We start from the raw sequence: 25,799 nt of genomic DNA on the forward strand, positions 1-25,799 counted from the left end.
CAATTTATTATTATTTTTTCTAAAAATCCATTTATTATTTTTAATTATATCATAATTTATTTCAAAAAAGTATATATTTTATTCCAATTACAAGAAAACTGTTATGAAAAATCATAACAGTTTTCTATATTATTTTATATAATTCAGAATATTGTCATAAGCATCGCCTGCCATACAACACATTTTCTTTCCTGTTCTTCTTACAGCTCTTTGAGTCTTTCTATCAAGTTGTGGTAATACAACCATAGCAGCTGCTGCTCCAATAACTATTCCTGTTGCTAAACTCTTAAACATATAAATACACCTCTTTTAATAAGCTTTACTAGATTTAGTATGTGTATTTTTTATAATTCTAAACATATTAAAATTTATTTATCTAAAGCTTCTTTAGCAAGCATATCAGCCATATCATTATACTTATCTCCTGAATGACCTTTTATTTTTTTAAATTTAATATTTATAAGTTTCATCTTTTCTTGCATAAACTTATTATAATTTTGAGTTATTCTATTATTTCTTTTCCATGCACCTATTGCCCAAGACTCAACACCTTGATAATCATACGCTATAGTCACTTCTTTATACCCTTTATCTAATGCAAACTCTACGGCTTTTTGAGCTCCAAGAACCTCTCCAGAAACATTTCTAAGGGCAATTGCCTCATCATCAAAGCCTTTTCCATTATCTTTGTGTATTACTTCTCCATTTTCTACTGCTACTAAACCAAAAGAGTAGTTTCCTTTATCTATCATAAAGCTTCCATCTACATATATACATAGGCCTTCAATAGAACTATCTTTTTCTTTTTTTTCTGATGTGGATGATTTTACTCCTGCATTTAACGCAATAAAATCTATAGCTTCTTTTTCAGAAGTAAAACTTTTATAAATAGCTCCCTTAAATCCTATAACTTCTTTTTTGCATTCATCCCAAGAAGTAAAAATTTTAGGTGCTCCTGATTTTCCTTTATAAACTGCATAATATTTCAAACTTAATCTTCCTTTCGCTTCTAAACAGATAAAACTTCTTCAATAAATTCATATAAAGTCTCAACATTTTGTGCCGCTGTAAAATTCGTTACATACTCTATTATATTTTTTATTACTAATATAATATCGTTTTTACCTTGCCAATTTTCTAAAATTATATGCAATGGTACATCTTTAACAATTCTATTTAACGCAAAAAATGCTACAGCTAACTCATCCACTTTACCTATAAATGGAATTTTATCTGGTATAATATCAGTCGGTATAACTATATAAGCTATAGATCCTGATATTATTAACTTTGTTTTTATTGATACCCTATTATCCTTTAATAATCTTGTTAACAAAGCTGCTATATCAGGTATAACAAAAATATAATCTGAATATTTTTTTACCCTTTCCGGTAACTTTTCAGATACCTTTTCTCTTCCTACTGTATATAAATCTTCTGTCTTTCCTCTTTCCTCTGCTTCTCTAACTTCTTCTTCATTTTGTTCTTCCTTAAATAATTTAACCTCTTTTTTAAGTTCTCCACCTAAAGAAATAGAAACATTATTAACTCCAACTACTAATTTATTATCTAACAATCTTAAATCATTTATATTAAAATCTATATATGGAACATCCTTCAATATATACTTATATTGAATGTTTACTTTTCCATCCTTATAATATATACCTTTATCAGCAAAAGATTTTAACGCAAATTTTAATGCTATTTTTCTAAGAAATGATGCTATTCCTATATTTAATACTCTAAACTTGCATATCTCCCCTTGAATCATATCATTCTCAATCGATTTAACTCTTAATCCACATTCAAAATCAATAGATATTCCTTTTTTAAAGTTTCCTCTTATAAGTATACAATCTGACATATCTATACTGTATATAGTTAACCCCTCTATAGATACAAAATCATCTAATATACTTAAAAGATCTCCTCCTGTTAATCCTACAGCTATATTTGTTATATTCATAATTTTAGCCCACTCCCCTAAGTTCAACCTATTTTTTAATTATCAATTTAGAATCTTACTTAAAAGTATACTTCATTTAATTATATTTTAAAAGCTTGTCTTTCTATTTTTCATATAAAGAAAAACCTTTAGAATAAAAAACATATTCTAAAGGTTTTTATAATAATATTAACTTTTAATATTCTCTCATAGTTCTTTAACAAAAATTATTTTCCATTGTAAGGAACTACATGAGCTCGTTTAAACCCCTTTTTATGCATATCTACCATTACATCTATAGCTTCATTATAATCTCTATAATATCCAATGCATACTCTCCAAGCCCTTTGTTGAGTTTCCTTAGGTTCAGTAATTGGAGTAAGTAATAACACCTTATCAACCATAGCTAAACATGCTTTTGCAATCATACGTCCAAACCTTTTACCATCAAACTCTTTCTCTACATCATTATTACTTAAGTACTCACCATAAACTATCACTGCAATACCAGAAAATTTATCATATTTTTCGCTCTCATCTTTTAATACCCCTTTTTCATTTGTCCCCAAGTCACATAGTATTTCCTCACTTATAAGTTTTGCAAGCCTCTTACTATCATAATTATCTTTAGTATAAAATACTTGTACTCCTTTTATACTACTATCTATATCAGAATTCATATGAAAGCTTACAAAAAACTTTCCACCACTTTTTTCAGCAATGTTTATACGTTCTTCTAAGGATAAATAAGTATCATCATCCCTAGTTAATACAACATTTTCACCATTTCTCTCTAAATGTTTTTTAGCTTCTAATACCGCTTCTAATACTATATCTGATTCTTTTATACCAAGCGCTCTTCCAACAATACCTGTGTCATTTCCACCATGACCTGCATCTAAAATCCAGACAGCCATGTTTTTCTGTCTCCTTTGAAACAATGCTATATATTTAATATATTAACTCATAAACACCTTTGTGATTAAATTAATAGCAAATTTAAAATGGCAAGTGATCATTTGCCATTTGCCATTTATCATTTTTAATTATTAAAATACTGGAACAACTGCCCCTTTATATTTTTCATTTATAAAATCTCTAACTTTATCAGAGGTAAGCGCTTCTGTTAAATCTTTTATTTTTTGACTATTCTCAGTACCTTCTTTAACAGCTAATACGTTTCTTCTTTCCTTTAATGAATCTTTATCTTTATCCTCTGAATAAAATGCATTTTCATTCACATCTAATCCAGCTTCTAAAGCATAGTTACCATTTATTACAGCTATATCTACCTCTTCTAATACTCTTGGTAAACTTGCTGCAGTTAACTCATTAAATTGTAGGTTCTTTGGATTAGAAACTATATCAGTAACCTTTAATATATCACCTTCCGCAAGTTCTATAAGTCCTGCAGCCTCTAAAACTCTTAAAGCTCTTGTTTCATTACTAGAATCATCTGGAACTGCTACTGTTGCTCCATCTTCAATTTCATCTACAGACTTATACTTATTAGAAAATGCCCCCATTGGTTCTAAATGAATCTCAGCTGTATACGTAAGATGTGTTCCATTTTCTTCATTAAACGTATTTAAATATGCAATATGTTGGAAATAATTCGCATCTAATTCTCCTTCTTCCACTGCTGTATTTGGCAATACATAATCATCAAATTCAACTATTTCTACTGTATACCCTTTATCTTCTAATTCTTCTACAGCTTGTTCAACAATCTCCTTATGCGGAACTGGTGATACTCCAATTCTTATAGTTTTATCATCACTTGATGATGAATTGCTTCCTCCACATCCTATAAGTGATATAGCTAATACTCCTGTTAATACTAATGATAAAATTGATTTTCTTTTCATATTTGTTTGCCCCCTCAATATTTTTTAATTCTAATTTAATTTCTTATATAAATAATTTCCTAAGCTTTGTAAGCTTTGAACTATTATTATCAGAATGATTACTGTTGTTACCATATAGTCTGTTCGGAATCCCTGATAACCATATGTTATTGCAACCTTTCCAAGTCCCCCTGCTCCAACACTTCCAGCCATAGCCGAATATCCTATAACACTAATAATTGTTAAAGTTAATCCTGAAATAATACTTGGAACAGCTTCCTTAAGCATTACTTTAAATATAATTTGACTATCTGATGCTCCAAAAGATTTAGCTGCCTCTATTACTCCTGGATCTACTTCCTTTAATGAAGATTCAATTATTCTTGCTACAAACGGTGCTGCAGCTATCGTTAAAGGAACTATAGCCGCAGTATTTCCTATAGATTTTCCTACTATAGCTCTTGTCAACGGTATTATAAAAACTATTAAAATAATAAAAGGAAAACTTCTTAGTACATTAATTATAGTATCAAGAATCTTGTACACTATTCTGTTCGGCTTTAATCCACTTGGGGAAGTAATAGCTGCTATTATTCCAAAAACAAATCCTAGAATAGTTGCAAATAATGTTGAGAAAAACACCATATATACTGTTGCGCCTAATTCCTTTATTATTATATTTACCATTTTTGCATCCACCCTATAACACCTCCAATATAATATCTTTATTTGATAAATAGCTCATAACAGCTTCTCTATCTTCTTTATTAATATTTATAGTTAAAGTTCCTAAAACTTCATCTCTAAACTTTTCAAGCTTTCCACCAACTATTGAGAAATCTATATTAAGTTCTCTTGCCATCTTTGTTATAAGAGCATTTTCTGAAGATTTACTTGGAAAGAATAATTTTATATTTACTCCTTCATGAGATAAAGTATCATCATCTTCTTCTCCTAAGAATTTCTTTAGTGAGATACCTGGTTTTAAGAATATATCATCAGCTTTTCCCTCTGCTACTAATACCCCACCATCAATTAGAGCTACCTTTTCACATATCTGCTTTATAACCTCCATCTGATGAGTAACAACTACTATAGTAATTCCTAATTTTTTATTTATATCATTTAAAAGCGATAAAATATCTTTAGTAGTTTTAGGATCTAATGCTGATGTAGCTTCATCGCACAAAAGAATTTTAGGCTCCAAAGCTAAGGCTCTTGCTATAGCTACTCTTTGTTTTTGCCCACCGCTTAGTTCTGATGGCTTACTTTTAGATTTATCACTTAATCCAACAAGTTCCAAAAGCTCGTCCACTCTTTTTTTAATATAATCTTTTTTATATCCCCAAACTTCTAGAGGTAATGAAATATTCTCAAATACAGTTTTTCTTTTAAGAAGATTAAAACCTTGAAAAATCATTCCTAAATCTTTTCGAAACTCTCTTTTATCTTTTTCTTTAAGATCCTTTACCTCTTTCCCCATAACAATTACTGAACCGTCATTATAGTTTTCCAATCCATTAATACATCTAAGCAATGTTGATTTACCAGCTCCACTATGTCCAATAAGTCCATAAATCTCACCTTCATTAATATTTAAAGTAATCCCCCTAAGAACTTTCGTATCTCCAAAGTTTTTTTCTATATTGCTTATTTTAATCATTCATATCACCTCTTTTTAGAATAACACCATTCCATTATTGTAAAACTTAGTTTTAAAACATTAAAAAAGCACTTGAGAATAAACTCAAGTGCGAAATAAGTCACTATTAATTTACCCTCTCATCTATCAGCTCTACAGCTGCTGGAATTAGCACCACGAATACAGTTAAAAATTAAAAGTTTAAAATTTAGAGTTTTATATGAAATATTTTCGTAATTTCTTAATAATAACTTTCTATAATTATTACTAAACTCTTCACTATTAACTAATAACTGTTAACTATTAACAGGTTGCCGGGTTTCACAGGGCCAGTCCCTCCACCACTCTTGATAAGAAAAATATTTAATTTTAATTTATTTGATATTATAAATATATACTTTATTTCCCTTGATGTCAATATATTTCCAAAGCTTTAACTTGCATTTTTTTAAAAATCTATAATTTCTTCTTCAATATCAATTATTTCTGCCTCACAATTCTCCTCTATAAATGTGATTATATCTTCTTTTGAAGCATATAGCACATCTTTAGAAGTTGCTACTTGAGAAATTCCAATTTGAATAATTTTATGTGTATCTTGTTCTCCTACTTCCCCTACAGATACATTATATTTATTTTTTAATCTTTTAGTTATACTTAAAAGTATCATACGTTTTTCTTTTAATGAATGTACCCAAGATGCTCTTAACTTAATCACTAACACTAGAACTTTCAAAACATCACCTCATAATTTCCTATTATTCTATAATTGTAGTTTTTCCTTTTTACAATATTCATATAACTTTTATATTATTTTATTAAACTACTTATCTCTTATATATATAAACAAATTAATTTAAGAGATTAAATTAATAAAAAGCGTGAACTTTTCATTTTCACGCTTTTCTATGTATATACTATTAATTTTTATTACTTATATGTATTAATATTCTTTTTTTATACATAATCCAATTGCACCTGGACCTGTATGCACTCCCATAGCTGCACCTATAGTTTCAAACGAGATTTTGCTAATATTATGGTAATTCTTAATTTCTTCAAAAAATGCTCTGGCTTCCTCTAGGGCTGCACCATTTAGTACCCAAACTCTACACTTACCTTCATTTAAATAAGAGTTTAATATCTCTTTTAATTTAGATATAGATTTCTTTCTCCCTCTTACTTTACAAAATGGATAAAGTTGTCCTTCATCATCTGATGAAATAATAGGTTTTAAGTGGAGAATTTCTCCTACAGTTCCTGCCACCTTTCCTATTCTTCCGCCTCTTTTTAAAAACTCTAATGTATTAAATGTAACATAAGCACTTACATTTTCCTTTATACTTGGTAGCTTGTCTACAATTTCTTTAAAAGAAGCTTTTTCTTTTATAAGTTTAGCCACCTCTAAAGCCATAGCTCCAACGGGGAATCCCAAAGTTTTTGTATCAAAGAAATGATATGTAAGCTCAGGGTGTTCTTCACAAAGTAGCTGTATACTATTAAATGTACCTGATAAATTACTTGATACAGTAACTACCACGGCATGAGTATATCCTTCATTTTTTAGCTTTTCAATAATATTTTCTGTATATTGTAAATCTGGTAATGAAGTTGTTGGAATAATTCCATTTGCTAAGTCTTCATATACTTTCTCTTCACTTATTGTCACTTTATCTAAGAACTCTCTATCACTATAGATTATTCTAAATGGTAGTACATGTATGTTATTCTCTTTAATAGTTTCTTGACTTAAGTCACATCCACTATCAGTTATTATAGCTATCTTTTGCAAATTACTTCCCCCTACTTTAAACGATATCATAAATATATCATATTAAATTCAAATTAACCATATTAATTTTTTGACAATTACTATTTCTACCTGCTTTTTTTGTGAATTCTCTCCATATAAAAACTTATTATAAGTGTTAATGCATAATCAAACACTAAAAAAGCTAAATTGGCCACTATTAAAAATAATGCAAAAGTTATAACCTTAATATCTCCATTTATAAATCTTGAAAGTATTTCTTCTACACCCTTTAAAATATTTATTCCTAATACATTTTGAAATAAGATAAATCCCACTATAAATGCTATATTAAAAAAGCCTATTTTATATAAAGCTTCAAACTTACTCCTATTTCTTTCCGCGAAAAATTTTATAATACCATATATACCAAAAAATATGGCATAAAGCATGCTTATATTAATTGGTACAATGAAAAACGCTATTAACGCTGAAGCTATATATACAAAAATAGCAGTCTTAATATCACTTCTTATAATACATATTGGTATTATCGCTGAAGCTACTGTTAATATAGTTAATGTATTGATTGGTATCAATGAAGTTAAATATAGAATAATGCTAGTTAATGCAACCATTATTCCTCCTAATGTTATTTCTTTAGATTTCATTTAATACACTCTCCTTTCATTAACTCAAACCTTCTAATTTATATTTACTATTTTTACTTATCAATAACTACTATATAAATTGATTTTTTCACGCTTTAACAACACCCTATTAAATCTCCACCCATCATCTCACAAAGGCAGTCAGCACATATAAGGTTATTACAGCAAGTACATGCATCTACTCCTCCTTGTGAAGTTCTATAAGGATTTGCATATCCTCCACCTCTCATCTTTAACTGATTTAAACTTTGTCTATATTCAAAGTTATTAGGGTCCATCTGACATGCTTTTTCAATATTGCTAAGAGCTGAATCAAACCATCCCTTATTAAGCTGAACTGCTCCATATAAGAAATGCCATTCTGCATCTCTATTAGCCATAGCATTTAATCTTCTCTCTGCCTCAATATTATTTCTCATCTGAATAAGTCTTCTTATTTCAGCATAATCAGCTACATTATTGCTATATCCCCCACTGTAACTTGAATTTGAATTATTATTATAGTTTGAGTTATAGCTACTTCCAGTACTTCCTCCACCATTTTTCAGCATATCGTAAGCTTTATTAACTTCTGTTAATTTCTCTTGCGCTAAATCCTTAAGTGGATTATCTCCATATTGATCTGGATGATACTGCTTAACTAACTTTCTGTAAGCTGCCTTAATTTCTTCTTGGGAAGCTCCTTGCTTTACCCCTAGTACCTCATATGGATTCATTTTATATACCTCTTTTCTTGCTACTTTTACAATTACAATTCTCAACTATCTTAGTATACTTATCCATCATACCAAGACTAATTATATTTTCTAGTATTTCTTTATTTCTCTTTAATGGTAATCTTTCTAAAGACTCTTTACAGTTATAGCCACAATTTAATATTGTAAATTCTATTCTCGGTTTTATTTCTTGAATAAATTCTTTATATGGCTTATTCTCCTTATTATATAAGTAATTTATAGGATTAAACTTATCATTATTAATATCCTCTTCTAAATCATCTAAAGCATCTATTACATAAATCCATTTTCCTATAGCATAACCTAAACTATAAAGATTATCTCTTAGCTCTTCAGAATCATTATCTATTTCTTCTGGATAAAACTTTAGTATATTAGCTACTATTAAGCTAAAAGGATCACATATTTCATCTATAGAATTAAAATTTTTCTCTTTTTCTAATAAAGATAGTTTATTTAAATTTTCTTCTATTATATCATTTACCCTTGTAACATTTCTGTTAAATTTCTTTTTATAAGGAGATAAAACCATTGCTCCTATCTTACTCTTAATACTCTTATCATCATTTATATCATCTATAAGCTTATAATAAATTAAGCTAACATTCATAGCTGCAGCATATGACAAAGCTTCCCCTTTTATGGCCATAGGCTTTTTATTATGAGGATGAGCTATACATCTTTTCATTTCAAATTTTGGTCCTTCATTATGAAGTGCATCTAAAAGCATGGCTAAAAAAGTCATATCATAATTTAAAGTCATTCTTGGTATATTTCCAAAATTCTCTTTAATATGCATACATACACCACAATAGTATGCTCTGAAAGTTTCATACTCTCTTATTTTCATCTCTGGCTTAAGTGGAGTTACATATCCAAACAAAAAATCACTCCCTAAATATTTATATTAGTATTATAACTTATTATGTTAATCCATCAAATAAATTTTATACTTTTATCAGGTAAAATTCACAAAAATAGGTTATTCAATATATATTTACATAATCTTTAAATTTATATTATATTATTTAATTAAATCAATATCAAAAGGACTAATTTTATCCTCCTATTTTGAATCAATTTAATAAGCCTATTTACTAATTCACTATCTAGACTATTTAAAATCTACTTTTGTTTAATTTCCTAGGAAATTTTTTATAAAAAAAAATGATTGATTAAAGATTTTATTCTTTAATCAATCAAAATTTGCTCTATTTTATTGTTCTTACCTTATCTTCAGCATCTACTTTACTCTTCTTTCCTTGCTTTGCTATATTTAAAAGCACTCCCATAGCTACTAAATTTATAAGTAATGATGTACCTCCTGTACTAATAAAAGGAAGCGGTACCCCAGTTACAGGTATCGACCCTGTTACAACAGCAATATTAATTATTGCTTGAATAGCTATAACTAAAGTTATCCCTATAGCAAGTAATCTACCATAAATATCTTTTGCTCTCATAGCAACTTTTATTGCTGAAATTATAAAAAATATAAATAATCCTATTACAAATATGCATCCTAATAATCCGAACTCTTCTGCAAGAATTGCAAATATAAAGTCATTATGAGGTTCAGGCATATATAAAGCCTTTTGCATTGAATTACCTAACCCTTGTCCAGTTACACCACCTGATCCTATAGCCATAAGTGAATGAACTAATTGGTACCCAGAATCTGATTGGTCTGCCCATGGATTTAAATAAGTAGTTAATCTTTCTAATCTATATGGCTCAATTACAATTAATCCAAGTCCTGCTAAAAATCCGACTGGTATTAACCCTATCAATACTCTAATATTAGCTCCACCAACCATTATCATAAAATAAGTAACCAGGGCTATAACCACAGTAATACTCAAGTTTTTCTCAGCTAAAACTAATACAGCAAAAGCTGCTCCAATTGCTAGTGGTAAAACAATCCCTTTGCTTATAGTTTTAATTTCTTTTCCCATCTTCACAATGACATGAGCTAAAACAAATACTACTGCATATTTTGCTATTTCTGATGGTTGTATTGATAATCCTCCAAACTCAAGCCATCTTTTAGCTCCGTTTATCTCTTTACCTATAGCTAATACTAATACAAGCAATCCTAATGTACCAATAGCTAAAGGCCAAGTTAACTTTCTTAAAAAATGATAATCAACTCTAGCAAAAAAGCTCATAAAGCCAAGACCTATCACAGCCCAAATTGCTTGCTTTTTTATAAAGAAATACAAATCACCTTGTTCATATAATGCATAATAAGAACTGGATGTAAATACTAGAAGTAATCCAATTAAAACTAATAATATTACCGCTACGTATACTCCATTATCTCTATCAATAGTTATTTTAGTCTTCTTTTTCTTCTTTTTTTTACTCTTATTATATTTAATTCTTTTTTGCAAATCTATAGTACTCATAATTACACCTCTTAATACTCTGATTCTTTTTTAAGAGTTAACTTTATTAAAGAACCCTTTTCTACCACGGTACCTTTAGGTGTATTTTGATAATACACATCGCCTTCCCCTTCAAAAGTACATGTTAAACCTAAATTTTCTAAAAGAGCCTTTGCATTTTCTCTAGTTTTACCTTTTAAATCAGGAACTACAACTTTTTTATCAATATTGCTTCCTCGTGTTGAAAGTTCTATCTCTGCACCCTCTTTAACTGTTGTTCCTGGATAAGGATCCATAGATACAATACTATCTCCCTTACCATTTATCTTAATAGTTAACCCGTTATCTTCAAGAACTTTTTCTGCTTCAACTTTATTCATTCCTCTTACATCTGGAACTATTATATCTCTAGCTAAGCTATATTCATTGTTAGCAAGAGGTGATTCTATATAATCAAAAATCATTTTAAATAATTCTTTAACCAACGGAGCAGCTACTTGTCCACCATAATATTTTCCTGTACTAGGCTCATCTACAGATATAAAAACAGTAATTTCCGGATTCTCAACTGGTGCTAATGCTATCATTGATGCAATATATTTAGTATTAGAATATCCTCCTATAGCTGCATCATACTTTTCTGCAGTTCCACTCTTAGCCCCAATATCATATCCTTGTACGAAAGAACCAGGCTCTCCGTCTTGAGTGGCAGTTCTTTCTAAATACCCTCTAAGTATGGATGTTTTTTCTTCAGATAAGACATTTCTCTTTATTGTAGGCTCAATAACTTCATCAACGATTGTATTTCCATTATTATCTGTATGTGATATTTCCTTCACTATATGTGGTTGAATCAAATCTCCACCATTAGCTATAGCATTAAAAGCGGTCATCAGCTGAATTATTGTTACGGAGTTTGTTTGTCCAAAAGCTATTGTTCCTAAATCTATCTCTGAAATCTCCTCTGTAGCTTTTACTATACCTACAGCTTCTCCTGGCAAATCTACTCCAGTCTCTGTACCAAATCCTAATTTTTTTATATATTCATTTAATTTTACTTTTCCTAACTTCTCCCCTAATGCCATAAACCCTGGATTACAAGAATTCTTCAATATTTCTGGCAAAGTTTGTACTCCATGTCCATTTAAATCCCAACAATGTACTACTGTTCCACCAAAATTTACACTTCCTGTACAGTTAAAGGTATCATTTTCAGAAACAACTCCTTCCTCCATAGCCGCTATCATAGTTATAACTTTAAATGTAGATCCTGGTTCATATGCATTACTTACAATATTGTTTCTCCACATTGATTGTATTTTTTCATTGTCATCTGTTCCCTCAAAACTATCATATCCTTCTAGAGGTTCATTCGGATCATAATCTGGCTTGCTAGCCATTGCTAAAATCTCTCCTGTGTTTGGATTCATTACTACTACCGAAGCCCCTTTAGCTTTATTTTCATCTAAACCTTTTTGAGCTATTTTTTCAGCAAAATACTGAATATTTTCATCTATAGTAAGGACAACATCCTTTCCATCAATGGCCGGTGTAAATTTATATGGTACGAAAGGCATAGTATTTTGATTACTATCTACCCCCTCAATCTTTAACCCTGGAACACCTGAAAGATAATTATCGTATTGTAATTCAATTCCAGTTAATCCTTGTCCATCTGTATTTACACTTCCTAAAGCTTGTGCTAAATAATGTCCATTAGGATAATATCTTTTTACATCATTACTAACTGTTACTCCATATATATTAAGAGATTTAACTTCATCTGCTTTACTTTGCTCAATTCCTCTAATTAAATTTGGATAAGGTTGTCCGCTTTCAATTATTTCTAGAACCTCATCTCTAGTCATATCTAATGTATCAGCTAAACTTTGAGCAATTTCTTTTACATCTATCTCTTCTTCTGTTGCTTCAGTTAAAAGAGCTTCTATATCAAAGTCAACTCTATATACTGTTGCAGATGCAGCAATGTACTTTCCATTTCTATCTAATATATTTCCTCTTTTGGCTGTTACTTGTATCTCTTGATTCCATTGAGTATCAGCTCTATCTTTATATTCATTTCCCTTAACAAATACTATGTAACCTAACCTTATAACTAAAAGTAAGAAAATTAAACATATTAAAGTACCAATACCCGCTAACCTATTCATTGCATTACTTTTTACAACTCTTTTTTTCTTCTTTTCCTTAACTGTCTTCATCTTCTAACTCTCCATTCAATATCTTCCATGAGCATAACCCCGCTGCCAAGTATTACTTTATTTAACTATCTTATATTATATTGCTTTTTAGTAAAAATATAAATACCTAAACATAAAAGAAGAGATACTTTTTACAGTATCTCTAGTATTTGTTCTGGTTTGTTCACTATATAATTTGCCCCCGCGGCTTCAAGTTCTCCCTTTCCTCTAAATCCCCATTCAACACCAACAGATTTAACACCTGCATTTTTAGCTGTATTTATATCAATTTCAGAATCACCTATGTAAAGACACTCGTCTTTATTCACATTAAACTCTTCAATCACTTCAAGTACAGCCCAAGGATCTGGCTTTTCTTTAGTATTTTTCTTATGTCCATATACAACCTTAAATCTATCTCCAAAATAATTCTTAACAACTTCTGTTGTAAATTCATGAGGTTTATTAGAAACTACAGCTATATTAATTCCTCTATTAATTAAACTATCTAACATTTCCATGATACCATCATATGGCTTTGTCATATCTATCATATGTTTTTCGTAATAAGTATCAAATAATTTTAATGCCTTCTCTATATTCTCCATATCTCTTCTATCTTCTGGCAACATTCTTTCTACAAGCTTATATCTTCCATTTCCAACAAAAGTTTTATACTTCTCTACTTCGTGAGTCTTATATCCTAAAGTAGTTAATGCATAATTACAAGCATTTGCTAAATCCTCTATTGTATTTAATAATGTTCCATCTAAATCAAATATAATACTTTTTATCATTAATAATACCATCCTTAATTAAAATATAATCTATTATCACTTAGAATGTATTATATCATATAATTTATTAATTATTATCATCGAATCTCATATAAAACACAACCGAATTATCTTTATTGTATATTGAATATTTTATATTTTTATGTTGATCTAATATACTTTTAACAATATATAGCCCTAATCCAGTACCACCAGTTTTTCTATTTCTAGATTTATCAACTCTATAAAATGCTTCAAAAATATTTTCAATTTCATTTTCAGGTATATTTACACCTGTATTTTGAACTGCTAATTCTTTCTTATTTAAGCTAATAATAACTTTTTCATTTATAGGTGAGTGTACAATACTATTTTTTATTATATTTGTTATTGCTCTTGTTAATAAATTTATATCCCCATTTATATAAACGCTCTCTTCAATATGCTTTTCTAAAGTTATATTTTTATCTTCACAAAAATAATATAAATCATTTAATATATCTTCAACTAACATCGATAAATTCATATTAACAAAAATACACTTTAACTTTTGGTCTTCTCTCCTACTCATATCTAGCAATTCTTGTACAAGCTCTCTCATCTTTTGTACTACATCATAAGATTCTTTAAGGTATTTATCTCTATCTTTATATTTTCCAATTTTATAAATCATTCCTTCTATTTGTCCACTAATAATTGTAATAGGTGATTTAAGTTCATGAGATATTGTTGCAATAAATTCCCTTCTTTGCTTTTCTATTTTTCTCTCTAACTCTATTTCTTCAGTAAGCTTAGAATTAACATGCTCTAACTCTTTAAAAGAATTTTTTAAGTTTTCATTCATTAAGTTTAAGCTTTTTGATAATTGCCCTATTTCATCATCCCCTTTAATCTCTATTACATTATCAAAATCAAGGTTAGACATTTTTTTAGCTACATCATTTATTTTTATTAATGGCTTACTTATCTGTATAGAATAAAATGTTGAGATAGCAATTGCTATAACAATTATTGTTATTATTGCAAATGGGAAGAATAATGCAACAATTGTAGCTGCTTCATCAATAGGACTTACAGCTACATGAACTATTAGAGAATACTTTCCTTTTAAACTACGTATTGTTATATCATTTTCAATATTTAAACTTCCTTTTTTATTTATAGGTTTATATACTGCCTCATTCACTTCATCTTGGCTTAATTTAAAACGTTTCAAAATATGAGGTGGTAATTCCTCTTCTTTTAAGAATGGTATTTTTCCTGGATCATTTATCCATTCTCTAAATGAACTATACACAATTGAAACTATCCTATTTTCTTTATCCTTTTTAACAAGAATTAAGTCTAAATTATTGTCATATGAAAACTTATCTAATGTAACTGATAAATCTAAATCTTCAGTTTCCTCTAAAGTGGTTTTTAGTTCCTCTATGCTGCTATAAATCTTATTTAATTTATAATTTTCATATACCTTAGGCATAAATAAATATATCCCACCATATAGCAAAGTAAACGAAATAATTATAATGAGAACACTCCATATAAAGTTTTTTTTCTTTATACTTAGATTATTCCACTTGTTTTTCAAGAACATATCCTACACCCTTTATAGTTTTTATATAATCCTTTTGTATTTTTTTTCTTATATTTTTCATATGAGCATCAATAACTCTTGTATCTCCGAAGTAATCATAACCCCATATTTTTTCTATTAACATCTCTCTTGATACTACCATTGGATAGCTATTAATCATTAAAGCTAATATATTAAATTCCTTTAAGGTAAGCTCAATTTCCTCATTATTAACATAGGCTTTAAATGTTTGCAATTCTAATCTTAGCTTTTCAAATTCTAAAATATCGCTTTCATTTTTTTCTTTCTTATTTCTTCTTAAAACAGCTTCTACTCTTTTTATTAATATATTAAAAGAAAATGGTTTTGAAATATAATCATCAGCTTTAAGCTCAAACCCTCTCACTTCACTTTCCTCATCACCTAAAGCAGTTAAAAATATTATAGGAACATTTTCATCTAATCTTTTTATCATCTTGCATAATCCATATCCATCAAGCTTTGGCATCATTACATCTAAAATAACTAAATCATAATTTCCATTTTTAAACTTTTCATATCCTTCAATTCCATCTGATGCCGTATCTACAATATAGTCTTGTGATGATAAAAACTCTACTATTAATTCCTGTATTTGATTATCATCTTCTACTACTAAAATTCTACTATTCATGACTTTCCTCCACAAAACTTTTTTACATTAAGTACTATTTTATCATATAGGTCTTATCTTTAATCTAATTCACCTAAATTTCATAATATCTAATTGCGCTAGTTTATCACCTCAATCTGAAATTTATCTGAATTTAATCAATATATTTTTCACTTTTATTCATTTATCTTTATAATACAATTCATTTTTTATCTACATAAATTTATTAAAATACAAACATACCACTTTAGGAAGGGTGACAAATTTGAAAATAAAGAGAAATCATAAAAGAAAAATATCTACATTAACTATATTATTTACTATACTCTTACTATCGTCATTTTTTATCTATAGCTTTTTATCATCTCAAAATAATATAAGTGAAGTAAATTCTACAATAGAAGATAATATATCTTCTAGAATTATTTCTTCTAACTCACCTGACTCTGATAGTGTAACTACACTGTCTATATCTAGTTTAGATTATACATCTTTATCTTATTCTGAAAGATTAGGTATACTCTTTAATAACAATTATTTAATTGATGATAGAATAAAAATATATCTTGGTGATGAAATAGATAATATTGGATTAATTTATTATAATTTGGAAAATAATACTTGTATCAATATAAATGATAATATGGAATTTATTGCAGCAAGCACATACAAAGTTGGTTTGAATTTATACGCTTACTACTTAAACTCAATTGGTCAATTAGATTTAAACGAATATATTGAATATTTACCTGAAGATTATGAAGAAGGTACAGGCATTTTACAATATGAATATTATATTGATTCTTATAGCATTCAAGAATTACTTGACCTATCACTTATATATTCTGATAATATTGCGACAAATATGCTTGGACGCTATCTTGGTGGTCATGAAGAAGTTCGTAAAAATTTATATAATTTACTTAAAATAGACTTTAATTCATCTGAAAATATAATAACTCCTGCTATTGAATATAAAATATTGAAATGTATCTATGAATATAGTTATTATCCAAACTTTAAACATATGTTATCAGTCTTAACTCAATCAGAATATAATGACCGACTAACTAAATACATAGATGAAAATATCGTTGCACATAAAATTGGAACTTATGATACATACATACATGATGTTGGCATTGTATTTGATAATAGTCCTTACATAATTATTTTATACACACATGATCTTGAAGATGCAGAAGAAAAAATTGCTAATATATCAAATGCTCTATATCAATATAACAATTTAACTTATTAATGTTTTAAAAGGATTTGTAATATATTATAATTAAAATATGGTATATTATGTAATAAAAGGAGAGAGTATTTATGGGTAAAAAGAAAAATAAACAATCAAAACGCAATGAGCAAGCTGAAAAAATATTATACTATGGAATTGTATCAGGTCTTACAATTGGTGTAATAATAGCCTTCATATTATTTATTTTAACGGATAATATGTTTTGGATGGTACTTCCTCTAATAACTCTATTTATAGGCTTTGCTATTTCTTCTCTTATAAATAAAAGAAACTCTAAACCAAGACCTTCATCAAATAAATCAAAATAATATTTTTACAAATAAAGTTTTGATTGTATATTACTTATATTTAAAAAATGTCTCAAAATAAATTTAACTATCTTAGTATAATTTATTTTGAGACATCTTTATATTATTTTCTACTCTTCTATAAACTCGATAATCCCTTTACCTAACTTAGCTACTCTAGCTAATGAATATACATCATACCCTTTTTTATTTAACATTTCTCTTCCTGGTTGGAAAGATTTCTCTATAACTATTCCTATTCCTGCAACCTTCGCTCCTGCCATTTCTACTAATCTTGCAGCTCCTAATGCAGCCTCTCCATTTGCTAAAAAATCATCTATAATTAATATATTATCATCTTCACTTATATATTTTTTTGAAAGAGTTAACTCATAATCACTACCTTTTGTAAAAGAATGTACTAAAGTTTGATATACTTCACCATTTAGTATCTTTGAACTTTGCTTCTTTAAAGTTACCATTGGTATTCCCATTTGTAATGCTGTCATCACCGTTGGAGCAATTCCTGAGCTTTCAATTGTAAATATTTTAGTTATATTCTTCTGCATAAAATAATCTTTAAAATGAGTTCCAATCTCATACATAAGTTCTGGGTCAACTCCATGATTCAAAAACGAATCAACCTTAAGAACATTTTCGCTCAACGCTTGTCCTTCTTTTAATATCTTTCTACGCAAATTTTCCATAATATACACCTTCCAATTTCTATTTTTTCTTAAGTCAATGTTAAATTTAAGTATTAGAGCTACTACAATTAATTCTTAATACTGCTAAAGAAATAATCACGTATCATATAAATTCATTCTTTAAACATATCTAACTATAATACTTATAAATATTTAAACCTTAAAATAAATTTCTATATTTTTATAAATAAAAAAACAGAAAAACCTGTATACTTTAATTTAATTATTAAAGTAATGAAAAAACCACCTCAAAAAAACTTGAGGTGGTTAATTTAAGTCAAAAATCTATAATAAATAGAAATTTATACACTAAAATAACATACCTCGTAGTCTGCCAATTACGGTTAGCAGGTAGAAACTTTCGGACCAATTACCGAATTTATACGAGCTTCATATTATAAACGAATTATAACATATATTTAACTAAAAATATATGCCTTTATTTAATTTTCTCAAATACATTTAATTATCTTATAAATTTTCATACTAAATATTAATTTGAAGTTACATATTCTTCAATAGCTTCCGCAACTTTCTTAGATAATCTTACCGCTTCTACTACAGTTTTTGCCCCTGTAACTACATCTCCACTAGCAAAAACCCCGTCTCTAGATGTTCTGCCATATTCATCCACATGTACTAATCCTGAAGGTAATGTATTTATCCCCTTAGTTGTTGAGACGATGTTACTTCTTGGCCCTTGACTTACTGCAATTATTACTGAATTAGTATTAAATACGCCTTCTTTACCTTTATCTTCAATTACACTTCTATTTCCTTCATCATCAAAAACTTCTTTAGTTTCAGTATATCTTATTCCTTCATCTAAAATTTCTAAAGGATTTTTATAATAAAGGAACTTTACTCCATCAAGCTTTGCATATTCTACTTCTAATTTCTCAGCTGGAGCATCTATCTCACCTTTTCTATACATTACATATACTTCTTTTGCACCTTTTCTTATTGCTGTTCTAGCTACATCCATAGCAGCATTTCCAGCTCCTATAATAGTAACTCTATCGCCTAAATCATAAACATCTGGATTTTTTAGATAATCTATTCCATAATGAACATGTCCAAGTGTTTCCCCTTTAACATTTAATGTTCTAGGATTCCATACACCCGTTCCTATAAAAATAGCTTTATATCCATCTCTAAATAAATCATCAATTGTTATATACGGCCCTATCATAGTATTTGGACGTATTTTAACTCCCATCTCTACAAGTTTTTCTTTTATATTATCTAATATATCTCTTGATAATCTAAATTCTGGTATACCATATCTTAAAACCCCACCTATCTTATCATGAGCTTCAAAAATTGTTACATTATAACCTTTTTGAGCTAATAATATTGAAATTGTTATTCCTGCAGGGCCCGATCCTATAATGGCTACTCTCTTTTCTTTATCTATTTTTGACTTAGTAAAAGCTTTATGTATATAAAAATCAGATATATAATTTTCTACATCTCCAAAATGTACTGGATTATTTTTTGCATTTAAAACACAATTACCTTCACATTGTTTTTCATGAGGGCACACAAGTGAACAAATTACCGATAACGGATTATTATTAAATAATTTTTCTCCTGCTGAATCTATATCTCCACTTAATAATAATCTTATTACCTCTGGTATCTCTGTACTTACTGGACATGCTGCCGTACATCTCGGCTTCTTACATCCAAGACACTTTCTAGCTTCTTCTAATACGTGACTACTCAAATTTTATCCTCCTAATATTTCTATATGATTTTTAAATTTATTATATCATCTTTAAGAATAAATCCAACACATTAACTTTACACTTTTAACTTTACGTATAATTAATATCTTTAAATCAAACACTATTTAATGATTCATTATATTTTTTATACAATAAGGAGAGATTTTATGTCAAGCTACACAGGTACTGTAAAATGGTTTAATCAAGAGAAAGGATATGGATTTATTTCTGCAAATGATGGTCAAGATGTTTTTGTACATCATTCTCAAGTAAAAGAAAAAGGAACAGATAAAGATTTACATGAAGGAGAAAATGTATCTTTTTCAATTGGTGAAGGAGAAAAAGGTCCTATGGCCATAAATGTACAAAAAATTTAAATTGCTTTACATTTTTTTTGATTAAAAGTTAAGAGTGTAGAGTTAATGGTTTAGGAATACAGTTAACACATCTGACTTTAAAATTTAGAAACTGCATAGCAGTTTCATCCTAAACTCTTTTCACTTTTAACTCTTCACTCTTAACTCAAAAAGTGATTCACACTTTTTTTACTTATTATTTTAAGTAATTATCTTAACATTTCTAATAACTCTTTAACAATAGCTTTTGCTCTAGCCGGTAATTTATCTAGTTCTTTTTGTCTCTTTTTTTCATTATCGATTTGAACAATTTGCATTACTTTTTGTTGTAAACCTGGTATAGAATTTAATTCATCTGCTAATTGATTGAATTTACTTGCAAACCTAGGATCTTGCATTTTTCTTTGAAGAAGTCCTATTAATTGATAAGCGTCCATACATTCCTCCACTTTATACCTTTTACTGTTATAATACGTTTAGATTTATGTATGTGCTACCATTTTTTTAAGCAAATTAAAAGACGTTGCATTTTGTCCTGCAACGCCCCATAACCACCTATAACTTTAAAAGCAAAAGTTAGTTGGCTATATTGTTATTATATGAAATTTATCTTTTATTATACATAACTTATCTTCCTATATTTAAATCTCGTTCATTGCTTTTGCAAAGTTCTCGATATTTTCTCTTTCAATCATGTCAACAAACTTTTTCATATCAATCCCTTTAAATTTATCATTAGTATTTGCTAACGATTTAAATACTTTTCTAATTATAAACCTTTCAAAAAAGTTCATATCTTTAAAATTAAAAGCCCCTCCAAAGTACCCTTGAACTTTTGCAGATAATATCAACTTTTCCGGAAAATTATCTTTAATTTGTTTTTCAACATTCTCTTCATTCATACAGCAAATAAATAATCCTAATTTTTTCTCTTTAAGATTATCGCAATAACTTTCACACACTTCTTCTATCTCTTTCTGAATTTTTCCCATATAAATAGATCCACCAATTACAACTTTATCATAATTATTTAAATCAAGAGTTATATCTTTTCTTATATCAACAATATCTACTTCACCTTTTAAGTTCTCTTCTAAAAGCTCTGCACATTTTTTTGCGCATCCATGGTTACTCCCATATATAATTAAAGTTTTCATTTCTCAATTCACCCCATAGTTAATTTATTTCATTTTTTATAAAAACATATATCTTATAAATATAAATTATATAATGTTAATTATTATGTTTTTTTATATTATATAATTCCTTAAATTATAACTTTTGCACTTTTATAATATAATAAAAAAGATTATTGCATTTTATAGTTATGCAATAATCTTTTCTTTAATTATATATCATTAATTTCCTTGTATTTTCCCATCTTTTAAATGTAAATCCATTTGTGGGTAAGGTATACTTATATTCTCTTCATTAAATTTAACCATAACCTTCTCTAACAAATCAAAATGAACTGTCCAATAATCAGATGTTTTACACCATGCTCTTACAACAAAATTTATAGAACTTTCACCATGTTCATTTATTGATATAAATGGCTCTGGATTTTTAAATATCAATTCATTAGCTTCTACAACTTGTGTAAGAATTCTTTTTACCTTAAATATGTCATCATCATAAGATACACCGAAAACCAAATCTACTCTTCTTGTATCTTTAGAAGAATAATTTACTATACTATCATTAGCTAAGGCTCCATTTGGAATTAATATTTGTTTATTATCTGGAGTAACTAAACAAGTATAAAATATACTTATCTTTTCAACTATTCCTGAATGTCCTGCTCCTTCAATATAATCACCTACATTAAAAGGTCTTATTAAAAGAATTATTACTCCTCCAGCAAAGTTTGATAAACTTCCTTGAAGTGCAAGCCCTATAGCTAATCCTGCTGATGCAAACAGTGCTGCTAATCCTGTTGCTTTAAGTCCTACAATTTCCATAACGATCATTATCAATAAAATCTTTAATACAACTTCTATAAAAGTATCTAAAAAATTTCCTAAAGTCTTATCTACATTTTTTTTATCCATTAATGAATTTATAAACTTTTTAAATTTTTTTATTAACTTCCATCCAATAGATAATACTAAAAGACCTATTCCTATCTTAACTCCTTCAGTCAAAATCCAATTAACTGAAAAGTCCAATATTTTTTCTAACTGCATCGTCATACTTCCTCCATTTTTCATTTGCTACTTTTAACTATAATTTAATTCTTCGCCTATTATTAATAGCTTTCTTTTATACATTAATTTAAAAAAGAATTTTTTTCAATAACAATTACTTCCAAATCAATATATCTATAATCTTTCTTAGTTAAGTAAAGAATTTATTTCTAAGTTTATACCTTCAATATCAATTTCATTACTTATTATATCATCATTTACTCTATATTTTTCTTTCAATTTTAAGATTCTATATACACTTTCATCTATTCTTTCTTCTGATATAATATTACTACTAACAGCATCTTTAACAGCTGATATTGATTTTATAATATCATCATATCCATGGCAAACAAGTATTAAATCATTTCCTGCATTTATAGCCATGATGACAGCATCTGTCAAATTATAATTATCCATGATAGCCCCCATAGTCATATCATCTGTCGCTATTACTCCATCAAAATTTAACTTATTTCTTAAAATATCAGTTGTAACTTTCTTTGACATAGTTGCTGGATATTCACTATCTATACTTGATAATATTATACTTGAAACCATAACTACATCTGCACCATTTTCTATAGCATTTTTAAACGGAATAAACTCTAAGTTATTAAGCTCTTCTAATGTTTTTGTAACTATAGGTAATCCATAATGCGAATCAATATCTGTGTCACCATGACCTGGAAAATGTTTTACTACGGGAATTATTCCACCATCTCTTAACCCTTCCATAGTTTTTATTCCTAATTTTGAAACGATGTCTGCATTATTACCAAAAGCTCTTTCCCCTATTACTGTGTTATTTGGATTGCTATCAATATCTAGTACTGGAGCAAAATCCATATTAAATCCAAGACTCTTTAATTCTTTTGAAATAATACTCCCTATATTATAACTTAAATTCTCATCATCAAATTTACCTATGTATCCACTTGAAGGAAGTTTTAGGAATTCATCTGGAACTCTTGAAACAACTCCTCCTTCTTCATCTACAGATATAAATAAAGGAATATCTTTTTTTATATCTTTTATTTCATTATTTAAAGTTATTATTTGATTTGAATCTACAACATTCCTTGAAAAATATATAAGCCCTCCAACTTCTTGATTATTTACAAGATCTATAATTTCATCATTTATTATATCTCCTTCAAAACCTACTATAAAAAGTTGGCCAATTTTCTGTTCTAGCGTCATAGAATCTATCTTTTCCTTTATTTTATCTAATTCTTTAGTTTCTTCAGTATGTTTTTCAGTATTATATTCATTACTACTCTCTTCCTTTATACTATCTCCCCCACAGCCTGCCATTAATAATATCATAAATGCAGATATCATAAAAATTTTAATACTTCTCATTCTTATACCTCTTTAAATTAAAATTATACTTATTATATATTAACATTTTATCTTTACTTTAATCAAAAAAATAAGTGTACCTAGTTATTCTAAGTACACAATTGTTGCTTTATTTTAAATTAATAGACCATAAACCATGTAAATTACAATATTCCCTTACTGAAACTATATTATCGTAATCTACATTAAATAATCCTTCTGGTTTATCTCCTGATTTTAAATTTAATCTATAAACTTCTGTATCAGTTAAAACTTCTATCCACTGAATATGATGCTCTTGAAGCATTGGATGCTCAACTTCTCCAACCTTAACAAATACTCCAGCATCTTTCTTTTCTACTACTGGTATATGTTTTTCTCCAACACCTTCCTTTGTTCTTTCATCCTTTAAAATCATTGGCTTCCCACAACATACTAGCATTCCTGGAGCTTCTTGTAATACCTCAACTATATTTCCGCATATATTACACTTGTAAATAGCATTCGTTTTTGTCATTTAATACCCCCATTAAAATCAATTAACCAATACTATATATATTACACCACTTATACATTAATACTACATTTTACTATTTTCAACTAATTCATTTATTAATGCACAAATATTTTTAGATGAATCATTTTTATCAAAAGACCTACAAGCTTCTTTCATATTATTTAATTTTTCTTTGTTCATTAATAATTCTTCTATTAGCTTATCACAGCTTTGATTTTTTTCTAATTTAATTGCCATATTGTGATTTATTAAAAATTCTGCATTTTCCTCTTCTTGTCCTGGTATAGCATCAAATATTGCCATAGGTATATTAGATGCTAAAGCTTCAGTAATTGTTAAACCACCTGGCTTAGTTATTATAATATCAGCTGCTTGCATAAACTTGTTAACTTCATCAGTAAAATATATTAATTTTGTATGCTTTTCACTCTTATTTATTACTTTAGCAAATTCATCATACAACTTTTGATTTTTTCCAGTAATAACAATTACCTGAAATTCTCTATCTATATTAATTATATCTTCATATATTTTAAAAACGTTTGTTACTCCAAAGCTTCCTGCCATCATTAATATTGTTGGTAGATTTGGATTTAACTCTAACTCATTTAATACTAAATCCTTATCTTTTTTTTCAAAAAATACTTGCTCTATAGGAATACCATATGGATATATGACCTCTTCCCTAACACCTATTTTGCTCATTTCTTTAACCATATCATCATTTGAAACTATATACGCATCAACTTTTTGGTTTACCCACGTTTTATGTGGCGCATAATCTGTCATTATACATACTAATGGTATATTTACAAGCTCTTTTGCTTTAAGTATTGATACCATCTCTGTTGGAAATGGATGTGTTGTAATTATAACATCCGGTTTAAATTCATCAATTAACGGTAACAATTTATTTGCAAATAAATAATTTAATCTATTGACAAAACTAATCCAACGATCTTCTTTATTTGTTAGTTCATAAATTTTACCATATATTTTTGGTGTCTTTGTTGCCAAATATACATATCCACTTGTTACTGTTTTATTCAATATTGGATTAATATATAATAAACTATCTACGATTTTAACATTTGCACTTTTATCATGCTCACTCATGTAATTTTCTATAGCTCTTGAAGCTCTCATATGGCCTCCACCAGTGGATGCTGATAAAATCAGTATATTCATTTTTTGCATGCTCCCTCTTCTAATATCTAAATACAT

General features: G+C 28.0%; 28 protein-coding genes and 2 riboswitches. Of the genes, 3 read left to right on the plus strand and 25 right to left on the minus strand.

Annotation, left to right across the window (positions count from 1 at the left end; genetic code table 11):
• Nucleotides 1-129: 129 nt before the first annotated feature.
• The 17 genes from LQE93_RS02070 to LQE93_RS02150 form a co-directional block, all read right to left on the minus strand.
• Entirely contained in the window at nt 130-294 is a 165-nt protein-coding gene (locus LQE93_RS02070; RefSeq protein ID WP_148315783.1) for a YtxH domain-containing protein, read from the minus strand.
• 74 nt (nt 295-368) lie between these two features.
• A complete protein-coding gene (locus tag LQE93_RS02075; protein WP_070205707.1) occupies nt 369-989 on the minus strand; it encodes a ribonuclease H1 domain-containing protein in 621 nt (206 codons plus the stop codon).
• A gap of 20 nt (nt 990-1,009) precedes the next feature.
• Nucleotides 1,010-1,969, minus strand: a complete 960-nt coding sequence (locus LQE93_RS02080) for a YkvA family protein (RefSeq protein WP_055268338.1) — start codon at nt 1,967-1,969, stop codon at nt 1,010-1,012.
• A gap of 206 nt (nt 1,970-2,175) precedes the next feature.
• Complete coding sequence (locus tag LQE93_RS02085; protein WP_055268336.1) at nt 2,176-2,865, minus strand: N-acetylmuramoyl-L-alanine amidase; 690 nt, start codon at nt 2,863-2,865, stop codon at nt 2,176-2,178.
• A gap of 132 nt (nt 2,866-2,997) precedes the next feature.
• Nucleotides 2,998-3,816, minus strand: a complete 819-nt coding sequence (locus LQE93_RS02090) for a MetQ/NlpA family ABC transporter substrate-binding protein (RefSeq protein WP_055268334.1) — start codon at nt 3,814-3,816, stop codon at nt 2,998-3,000.
• Between the two features lie 30 nt (nt 3,817-3,846).
• A complete protein-coding gene (locus tag LQE93_RS02095) occupies nt 3,847-4,482 on the minus strand; it encodes a methionine ABC transporter permease (protein WP_055268346.1) in 636 nt (211 codons plus the stop codon).
• 13 nt (nt 4,483-4,495) lie between these two features.
• Nucleotides 4,496-5,458 (minus strand): methionine ABC transporter ATP-binding protein, encoded by a 963-nt coding sequence (locus LQE93_RS02100; RefSeq protein WP_055268332.1) that lies wholly within the window; start codon nt 5,456-5,458, stop codon nt 4,496-4,498.
• A gap of 116 nt (nt 5,459-5,574) precedes the next feature.
• A riboswitch (SAM riboswitch) is annotated at nt 5,575-5,794 on the minus strand.
• Between the two features lie 91 nt (nt 5,795-5,885).
• Nucleotides 5,886-6,173, minus strand: a complete 288-nt coding sequence (locus LQE93_RS02105) for a DUF503 domain-containing protein (RefSeq protein WP_055268330.1) — start codon at nt 6,171-6,173, stop codon at nt 5,886-5,888.
• 207 nt (nt 6,174-6,380) lie between these two features.
• Nucleotides 6,381-7,229, minus strand: coding sequence for a DegV family protein (locus LQE93_RS02110; RefSeq protein ID WP_055268328.1), 849 nt, complete (start codon nt 7,227-7,229; stop codon nt 6,381-6,383).
• 86 nt (nt 7,230-7,315) lie between these two features.
• Nucleotides 7,316-7,858, minus strand: coding sequence for a DUF2232 domain-containing protein (locus LQE93_RS02115; RefSeq protein ID WP_055268326.1), 543 nt, complete (start codon nt 7,856-7,858; stop codon nt 7,316-7,318).
• Nucleotides 7,859-7,953: 95 nt separating this feature from the next.
• Nucleotides 7,954-8,574, minus strand: a complete 621-nt coding sequence (locus tag LQE93_RS02120) for a J domain-containing protein (protein WP_055268324.1) — start codon at nt 8,572-8,574, stop codon at nt 7,954-7,956.
• 1 nt (nt 8,575) lies between these two features.
• Entirely contained in the window at nt 8,576-9,478 is a 903-nt protein-coding gene (locus LQE93_RS02125) for a DUF5685 family protein (protein WP_055268322.1), read from the minus strand.
• Nucleotides 9,479-9,806: 328 nt separating this feature from the next.
• Nucleotides 9,807-11,003: a putative lipid II flippase FtsW gene (ftsW, locus tag LQE93_RS02130; RefSeq protein WP_055268320.1), complete on the minus strand. Its 1,197-nt coding sequence runs from the start codon at nt 11,001-11,003 to the stop codon at nt 9,807-9,809.
• Nucleotides 11,004-11,014: 11 nt separating this feature from the next.
• On the minus strand, nt 11,015-13,204 hold the full coding sequence (locus LQE93_RS02135) for a stage V sporulation protein D (protein WP_055268317.1): 2,190 nt from the start codon (nt 13,202-13,204) through the stop codon (nt 11,015-11,017).
• Between the two features lie 131 nt (nt 13,205-13,335).
• Nucleotides 13,336-13,980 carry an HAD family hydrolase gene (locus tag LQE93_RS02140; protein WP_055268315.1) on the minus strand — a complete coding sequence of 215 codons (645 nt, stop codon included), beginning with the start codon at nt 13,978-13,980 and terminating at the stop codon, nt 13,336-13,338.
• A gap of 67 nt (nt 13,981-14,047) precedes the next feature.
• Nucleotides 14,048-15,439: a sensor histidine kinase gene (locus LQE93_RS02145; RefSeq protein WP_055268313.1), complete on the minus strand. Its 1,392-nt coding sequence runs from the start codon at nt 15,437-15,439 to the stop codon at nt 14,048-14,050.
• An 88-nt stretch (nt 15,440-15,527) separates the two neighbouring features.
• Nucleotides 15,528-16,205 (minus strand): response regulator transcription factor, encoded by a 678-nt coding sequence (locus LQE93_RS02150; RefSeq protein WP_186838133.1) that lies wholly within the window; start codon nt 16,203-16,205, stop codon nt 15,528-15,530.
• 244 nt (nt 16,206-16,449) lie between these two features.
• On the opposite strand from LQE93_RS02150, the gene LQE93_RS02155 reads away from it, so the two are divergent.
• Both LQE93_RS02155 and LQE93_RS02160 read left to right on the plus strand, forming a co-directional pair.
• The gene (locus tag LQE93_RS02155; protein ID WP_231071781.1) at nt 16,450-17,445 is read left to right on the plus strand and encodes a serine hydrolase; all 996 of its coding nucleotides are present in this window, start codon (nt 16,450-16,452) and stop codon (nt 17,443-17,445) included.
• A gap of 71 nt (nt 17,446-17,516) precedes the next feature.
• The gene (locus tag LQE93_RS02160; protein ID WP_055268307.1) at nt 17,517-17,756 is read left to right on the plus strand and encodes a hypothetical protein; all 240 of its coding nucleotides are present in this window, start codon (nt 17,517-17,519) and stop codon (nt 17,754-17,756) included.
• A 110-nt stretch (nt 17,757-17,866) separates the two neighbouring features.
• Here the strand turns inward: LQE93_RS02160 and LQE93_RS02165 are convergent, their stop codons facing one another.
• Together LQE93_RS02165 and LQE93_RS02170 are read right to left on the minus strand one after the other, a co-directional pair.
• Entirely contained in the window at nt 17,867-18,442 is a 576-nt protein-coding gene (locus tag LQE93_RS02165) for a xanthine phosphoribosyltransferase (protein ID WP_055268305.1), read from the minus strand.
• Between the two features lie 307 nt (nt 18,443-18,749).
• Nucleotides 18,750-18,849: riboswitch (purine riboswitch) on the minus strand.
• A gap of 86 nt (nt 18,850-18,935) precedes the next feature.
• Nucleotides 18,936-20,171, minus strand: a complete 1,236-nt coding sequence (locus LQE93_RS02170; protein WP_055264711.1) for an NAD(P)-dependent oxidoreductase — start codon at nt 20,169-20,171, stop codon at nt 18,936-18,938.
• Between the two features lie 168 nt (nt 20,172-20,339).
• On the opposite strand from LQE93_RS02170, the gene LQE93_RS02175 reads away from it, so the two are divergent.
• Nucleotides 20,340-20,549, plus strand: coding sequence for a cold-shock protein (locus tag LQE93_RS02175; RefSeq protein WP_055264710.1), 210 nt, complete (start codon nt 20,340-20,342; stop codon nt 20,547-20,549).
• Nucleotides 20,550-20,737: 188 nt separating this feature from the next.
• Here the strand turns inward: LQE93_RS02175 and LQE93_RS02180 are convergent, their stop codons facing one another.
• The 6 genes from LQE93_RS02180 to LQE93_RS02205 all read right to left on the minus strand — a co-directional run bounded on the left by LQE93_RS02180 (nt 20,738) and on the right by LQE93_RS02205 (nt 25,763).
• Complete coding sequence (locus tag LQE93_RS02180; protein WP_055264709.1) at nt 20,738-20,965, minus strand: hypothetical protein; 228 nt, start codon at nt 20,963-20,965, stop codon at nt 20,738-20,740.
• A 204-nt stretch (nt 20,966-21,169) separates the two neighbouring features.
• Nucleotides 21,170-21,685 (minus strand): flavodoxin domain-containing protein, encoded by a 516-nt coding sequence (locus LQE93_RS02185; RefSeq protein WP_055264708.1) that lies wholly within the window; start codon nt 21,683-21,685, stop codon nt 21,170-21,172.
• A 201-nt stretch (nt 21,686-21,886) separates the two neighbouring features.
• Entirely contained in the window at nt 21,887-22,720 is an 834-nt protein-coding gene (locus LQE93_RS02190; protein WP_231071782.1) for a mechanosensitive ion channel family protein, read from the minus strand.
• Between the two features lie 141 nt (nt 22,721-22,861).
• Nucleotides 22,862-24,079 (minus strand): beta-N-acetylhexosaminidase, encoded by a 1,218-nt coding sequence (gene nagZ, locus LQE93_RS02195; RefSeq protein WP_231071788.1) that lies wholly within the window; start codon nt 24,077-24,079, stop codon nt 22,862-22,864.
• Nucleotides 24,080-24,188: 109 nt separating this feature from the next.
• A complete protein-coding gene (locus tag LQE93_RS02200) occupies nt 24,189-24,575 on the minus strand; it encodes a desulfoferrodoxin (RefSeq protein WP_231071790.1) in 387 nt (128 codons plus the stop codon).
• 63 nt (nt 24,576-24,638) lie between these two features.
• Nucleotides 24,639-25,763, minus strand: a complete 1,125-nt coding sequence (locus LQE93_RS02205) for an MGDG synthase family glycosyltransferase (RefSeq protein WP_055264721.1) — start codon at nt 25,761-25,763, stop codon at nt 24,639-24,641.
• Nucleotides 25,764-25,799: the final 36 nt, after the last annotated feature.

Source organism: Clostridium sp. NSJ-145, from assembly GCF_021044725.1.
Classification (GTDB): Bacteria; Bacillota; Clostridia; order Clostridiales; family Clostridiaceae; genus Clostridium; species Clostridium disporicum_B.